Raw genomic sequence first — 5,240 nt, 5'->3', positions numbered from 1 at the left:
CCGTCACCCCGCTTCCTACCAAGCGTTCACACTGATGAACTACTGTCCACCCTTTTGAACGAAGGACCGGACGAAGTCCTCGGCGTTCTCTTCGAGGACGTCGTCGATCTCGTCCAGCACCGAGTCGACGTCGTCGCTCAGCTTCTCCTGTCGCTCCGCGAGGTCCTCGGACGCCTGCGCGTCCTGCGCCTGCTCCTCGACCTCCTCGGTGGAACGTGTCGCCTTCTGCTGTCCGCCGCCGGTGTCCTTGGTCGCCATGTAGCTCACCCCGCTCGGTTCGAAGCAATCGCAGCTCTTGATCAGACCCTACCCACCGGGTCCGACATTTGGCCCGGTAGTTGATGCAAGCCCGTGCCTCAGGTGATTGATTCCCAGCCCGGAGGCCTTTCAGCCGCCCGACAGCGTCCGGACCAGCTCCTCCGCCGTACGGCAGCGGTCGAGCAGGTCCTTCACGTGTTCCTTCGTCCCGCGCAGCGGCTCCAGGGTGGGCACCCGCTGCAGGGAGTCGCGGTCCGGCAGGTCGAAGATCACCGAGTCCCAGGAGGCCGCCGCCACATCGTCGGCGTACTGCTCCAGGCAGCGGCCCCGGAAGTAGGCCCTGGTGTCCTCCGGGGGCGCTGTACGGGCCCTGGTGACGTCGTCCTCGTCCAGGAGGCGCTTCATCTTCCCGCGGGCCGCCAGGCGGTTGTAGAGGCCCTTGTCGGGCCGTACGTCCGCGTACTGGAGGTCCACCAGATGCAGCCGGGGGGCGTCCCAGTCCAGCGCGTCGCGGCGGCGGTAGCCCTCCATGAGCTCCCGCTTGGCGATCCAGTCCAGCTCGCCCGATAGGCTCATCGGATCGGTCTCCAGCCGGTTGAGGGTGTCCTCCCAGCGGGTCAGGATGTCCTTGGTCTGCTCGTCGGCGTCCGTGCCGTACCGCTCGTCGACGTATTTGCGGGCCAGCTCGAAATACTCCATCTGGAGCTGGACCGCGGTGAGTGTCCGGCCGCTGCGGAGCGTGATGAGCTGGCGCAGCTCCGGGTCGTGGGAGACCTGGTGCAGGGTGCGCACGGGCTGGTCGACCGCGAGGTCGACGTTGATGAAGGCGTCCTCGATCATCGACAGCACCAGGGACGTGGTGCCGAGCTTGAGATAGGTGGAGATCTCCGAGAGATTGGCGTCGCCGATGATCACATGGAGCCGGCGGTACTTCTCCGCGTCGGAGTGGGGCTCGTCCCGGGTGTTGATGATGGGGCGCTTGAGCGTCGTCTCCAGGCCGACCTCGACCTCGAAGTAGTCGGCGCGCTGGCTGATCTGGAAACCGTGCTCATGGCCGTCCTGGCCGATCCCGACCCGGCCCGCGCCGGTGACGACCTGGCGGGAGACGAAGAACGGCGTCAGATGGCGCACGATGTCCGAGAACGGCGTCTCCCGCTGCATGAGGTAGTTCTCGTGCGTGCCGTAGGAGGCGCCCTTGTTGTCGGTGTTGTTCTTGTAGAGGTGGATCGGCTGGGCGCCCGGGATGGCGGCCGCCCGCTCGGCGGCCTCGGCCATGATCCGTTCGCCGGCCTTGTCCCAGAGCACCGCGTCGAGCGGGTTGGTGATCTCCGGGGAGCTGTATTCGGGGTGCGCGTGGTCGACGTACAGCCGGGCGCCGTTGGTGAGGATGACATTGGCCAGGCCGATGTCCTCGTCGGTGAGCTGGCTGGAGTCGGCGGTCTCACGGGCGAGGTCGAAGCCTCGCGCGTCACGCAGCGGATTCTCCTCCTCGAAGTCCCAGCGGGCGCGGCGCGCCCGGTGCATCGCCGCCGCGTAGGCGTTGACGATCTGGGACGAGGTGAGCATGGCATTGGCGTTGGGGTGGCCGGGGACGGAGATCCCATACTCGGTCTCGATGCCCATTACTCGCCGTACGGTCATGCGGCCCTCCTTGCCCGGCGTCGCTCCCCTCCGGGAGCGACGCTCAAGTACCGCTGCTGTGTCCGGTGCGTGTGCGGTGCCCGTCACCGCACTGCGCGACTCGGCGGTACCGCAGAGCCTAGAGCGCCTCTGCGCCGGTGGGGAGCTCCATTACGAGTTTGCTCCGGCATGGCCGGAACGGGGGAATGCAACCGGCTGCGGAGGCCCCTGAGGCCTTCCGCAGCCGGTCCGTGTATTACAGGTACTGGCCGGTATTGGCCACCGTATCGATGGAGCGCCCGGTGTCCGCGCCCTGCTTTCCGGTGACGAGCGTACGGATGAAGACGATCCGCTCGCCCTTCTTGCCGGAAATCCTGGCCCAGTCGTCCGGGTTGGTGGTGTTGGGCAGGTCCTCGTTCTCCTTGAACTCGTCCACGCAGGCCTGCAGGAGATGAGCGACCCGCAGCCCCTTCTGGCCCTGTTCCAGGAATGCCTTGATGGCCATTTTCTTCGCCCGGTCGACGATGTTCTGAATCATCGCGCCGGAGTTGAAGTCCTTGAAGTAGAGGACTTCCTTGTCGCCGTTGGCGTACGTCACCTCGAGGAAGCGGTTCTCCTCGGACTCCGTGTACATCCGCTCCACGACGGACTGGATCATGGCGTGGGCGGCGGCCGGCCGGGAGCCGGTGTGCTCGGCCAGATCGTCCGCGTGCAGCGGGAGCCCCGGGGTCAGGTACTTCGCGAAGATGTCCTTCGCCGCCTCGGCGTCCGGACGCTCGATCTTGATCTTCACATCGAGTCGGCCTGGCCGCAGGATGGCGGGGTCGATCATGTCCTCGCGGTTGGAGGCGCCGATGACGATGACGTTCTCCAGGCCCTCCACCCCGTCGATCTCGGCGAGCAGCTGCGGGACGATGGTGTTCTCCACGTCCGAGCTGACGCCGCTGCCGCGGGTGCGGAAGAGGGACTCCATCTCGTCGAAGAAGACGATGACGGGGGTGCCCTCGCTCGCCTTCTCCCTCGCGCGCTGGAAGACCAGGCGGATGTGCCGCTCGGTCTCGCCGACGTACTTGTTGAGGAGCTCGGGGCCCTTGATATTGAGGAAGTAGCTCTTCCCCGCGGGCTGCCCGGTCACCTCGGCGACCTTCTTGGCGAGCGAATTGGCGACGGCCTTGGCGATGAGCGTCTTGCCACAGCCGGGCGGGCCGTAGAGCAGGATGCCCTTCGGCGGGCGCAGCTCGTGCTCCTTGAAGAGGTCGGGGTGCAGATACGGAAGCTCGACCGCGTCGCGGATCAGCTCGATCTGGTCGCCCAGGCCGCCGATCTTGTCGTAGTCGATGTCCGGGACCTCTTCGAGGACGAGCTCCTCGACCTCGCTCTTGGGGACCACCTCGTAGACGTAGCCCGACCTGGAGTCCAGGAGCAGAGCGTCGCCGGAGCGGATGGTGATGTCCAGCAGCGGCTCGGCGAGCCGCACCACCCTCTCCTCGTCGGTGTGCCCGACCACCAGGGCGCGCTCGCCGTCCTCAAGGATCTCCTTGAGGGTGACGATGTCCCCGGCGCGCTCGAACTCCATGGCCTCGACCACGTTGAGCGCTTCGTTGAGCATGACCTCCTGGCCACGCCGCAGATCTTCGAGCTCGACACTGGGGCTGACGTTCACCCGGAGCTTGCGGCCCCCGGTGAAGATGTCGCAGGTGCCGTCCTCGTTGGCCTGAAGGAAGACGCCGAAGCCGGCCGGCGGCTGCGCGAGCCGGTCGACCTCCTCCTTGAGGGCCACGATCTGGTCACGCGCCTCACGGAGCGTGTTGGCGAGCCGTTCGTTCTGTGCGGACACGCCTGCCAGATTCGTCTGCAACTCGACGATCCGCTCTTCGAGAATCCTCGAGTGACGCGGAGAGTCGGCGAGCTTACGTCGCAGGACGGCGATTTCCTGCTCGAGATAGGCAACCTGGCCGGCTGGGTCCTCTGACCCTCGCGCGGGCCGGGTGCCGCGGTTGATGTCGTCGTCGTGGGCTGCCACGGTCCTCACCTCCTCCATGGGGAGCTGGACGCTTCCTGACCCTACCTGGGTGGGTGGTGATTGAAACCCCTAGATCACAAAGACTGCGGGGCGTGTCCGATCTTCACCCTTGCGCTCTCCCTCACGTCAAGGGAATACCCACCCTTCGGCACCGGAAAGCCGCCGGTTGTATCGTCGAACTGTTCAACACCCGTCAGGGCTCGCTCCAATTGGTTCAGATACGCAGGAACGGCAGGACACATGACCGTGCAGCAGGACTCGCCGGGCGACAGTGACACGCAGGACCTGGAGGTCTGGATCGACCAGGACCTCTGTACCGGGGACGGCATCTGTGTGCAGTACGCCCCCGACGTCTTCGAGCTGGACATCGACGGCCTGGCGTACGTGAAGAGCGGCGACGACGAGCTGCTGCAGGACCCGGGGGCGACCACTCCGGTGCCGCTGCCGCTCCTCCAGGACGTCGTGGATTCGGCCAAGGAGTGCCCCGGCGACTGCATCCATGTGCGGCGCGTCAAGGACAACGTCGAGGTGTACGGGCCGGACGCCGACTAGCAGGTCGGCCGCGTGGCCCGGGGCTGCCCGGGAGAGGGCGTCAGACGCTGCGGGCGAGGTCCCCGGAGGTGCGGACGAACGCCTGCCCCTTCCATCGCCAGGAGGCCTGTTCCTCCTGGTCGGGGCAGCAGCGGGGCACCTCCAGCGAGGAGTAGCCGAGCAGGGTCGCCGAGACGACGCCGTCGCGCACGGCGAAGTCCCCGACGGTCTTCTTGTCGGCGGGGTCCACCAGGGTCGCCACGACCCGGGGTGCGGCCCCGTCGGCCTGTGTCAGGACGTAGATGCCGCCGGGCGGGGTGCCCGATCCGGCGGCGCAGTGCACCACGGCGACGGTTTCCGGCCGCCCGTCGTCGTCGAGATCGCCGGGGGCCTGTTTCGCGACGGTCGTCCCGGCTCCCCCGCACTCCAGCGGGAAGTCCACGCCGGCCGGGTCCGGGGCGGGCGCGGGGACCTGCTGCGTGGTGGTCCGCTGCTCGGGGGCCGTGGCGGTCGCGGTGGCCGTGCGGGGCTGGAGCAGCCCGGCCAGCGCGACGACACCCGCCATCGCCGCGGCCGTGGCGAGCCAGTGCACCGGCTTGGCGGCGGTGTGGGCGAGGTCCGGGAGCGCGGAGGTCTGCACGCGGTATGTCTCCTGATGGTTCCTGGAAGCCCGGTGAAGGGGTGGGAACACCCCCGAGGGGTGGCCAGCATCGTGCCACACCTCACACCCGGGCGGAACGGCGGGGTCTCGACGAACAGGGGTCTCAACGAAAAGGCGCCGCCGCGCTGTTCCCCGGTCGGTCGGGGA

The 5,240-nt window shown here is 67.6% G+C and carries 5 protein-coding genes; 1 reads left to right on the top strand and 4 read right to left on the bottom strand.

What is annotated here, in order from left to right; all coding sequences use genetic code 11:
• Positions 1 to 39: 39 nt before the first annotated feature.
• From ACFWM7_RS33325 to arc, 3 genes are all read right to left on the bottom strand, one after another.
• Positions 40 to 258, bottom strand: coding sequence for a ubiquitin-like protein Pup (locus ACFWM7_RS33325; RefSeq protein ID WP_003970166.1), 219 nt, complete (start codon positions 256 to 258; stop codon positions 40 to 42).
• Between the two features lie 129 nt (positions 259 to 387).
• Complete coding sequence (gene dop, locus ACFWM7_RS33320) at positions 388 to 1,899, bottom strand: depupylase/deamidase Dop (RefSeq protein ID WP_383267998.1); 1,512 nt, start codon at positions 1,897 to 1,899, stop codon at positions 388 to 390.
• A 235-nt stretch (positions 1,900 to 2,134) separates the two neighbouring features.
• Complete coding sequence (gene arc, locus ACFWM7_RS33315; RefSeq protein WP_383267995.1) at positions 2,135 to 3,901, bottom strand: proteasome ATPase; 1,767 nt, start codon at positions 3,899 to 3,901, stop codon at positions 2,135 to 2,137.
• A gap of 240 nt (positions 3,902 to 4,141) precedes the next feature.
• Between arc and ACFWM7_RS33310 the strand changes: the two genes are divergently transcribed.
• Positions 4,142 to 4,453: a ferredoxin gene (locus ACFWM7_RS33310; RefSeq protein ID WP_383267992.1), complete on the top strand. Its 312-nt coding sequence runs from the start codon at positions 4,142 to 4,144 to the stop codon at positions 4,451 to 4,453.
• Positions 4,454 to 4,493: 40 nt separating this feature from the next.
• Here ACFWM7_RS33310 and ACFWM7_RS33305 read toward each other — a convergent pair whose 3' ends face one another.
• Positions 4,494 to 5,072 carry a hypothetical protein gene (locus ACFWM7_RS33305; protein WP_383267990.1) on the bottom strand — a complete coding sequence of 193 codons (579 nt, stop codon included), beginning with the start codon at positions 5,070 to 5,072 and terminating at the stop codon, positions 4,494 to 4,496.
• Positions 5,073 to 5,240 lie beyond the last annotated feature (168 nt).

Source organism: Streptomyces sp. NPDC058375, from assembly GCF_042723425.1.
Taxonomy (GTDB): domain Bacteria; phylum Actinomycetota; class Actinomycetes; order Streptomycetales; family Streptomycetaceae; genus Streptomyces; species Streptomyces durocortorensis.
The sequence above is the reverse complement of the archived record's forward strand: the minus strand, read 5'-3'. Positions and strand labels throughout refer to the sequence as shown.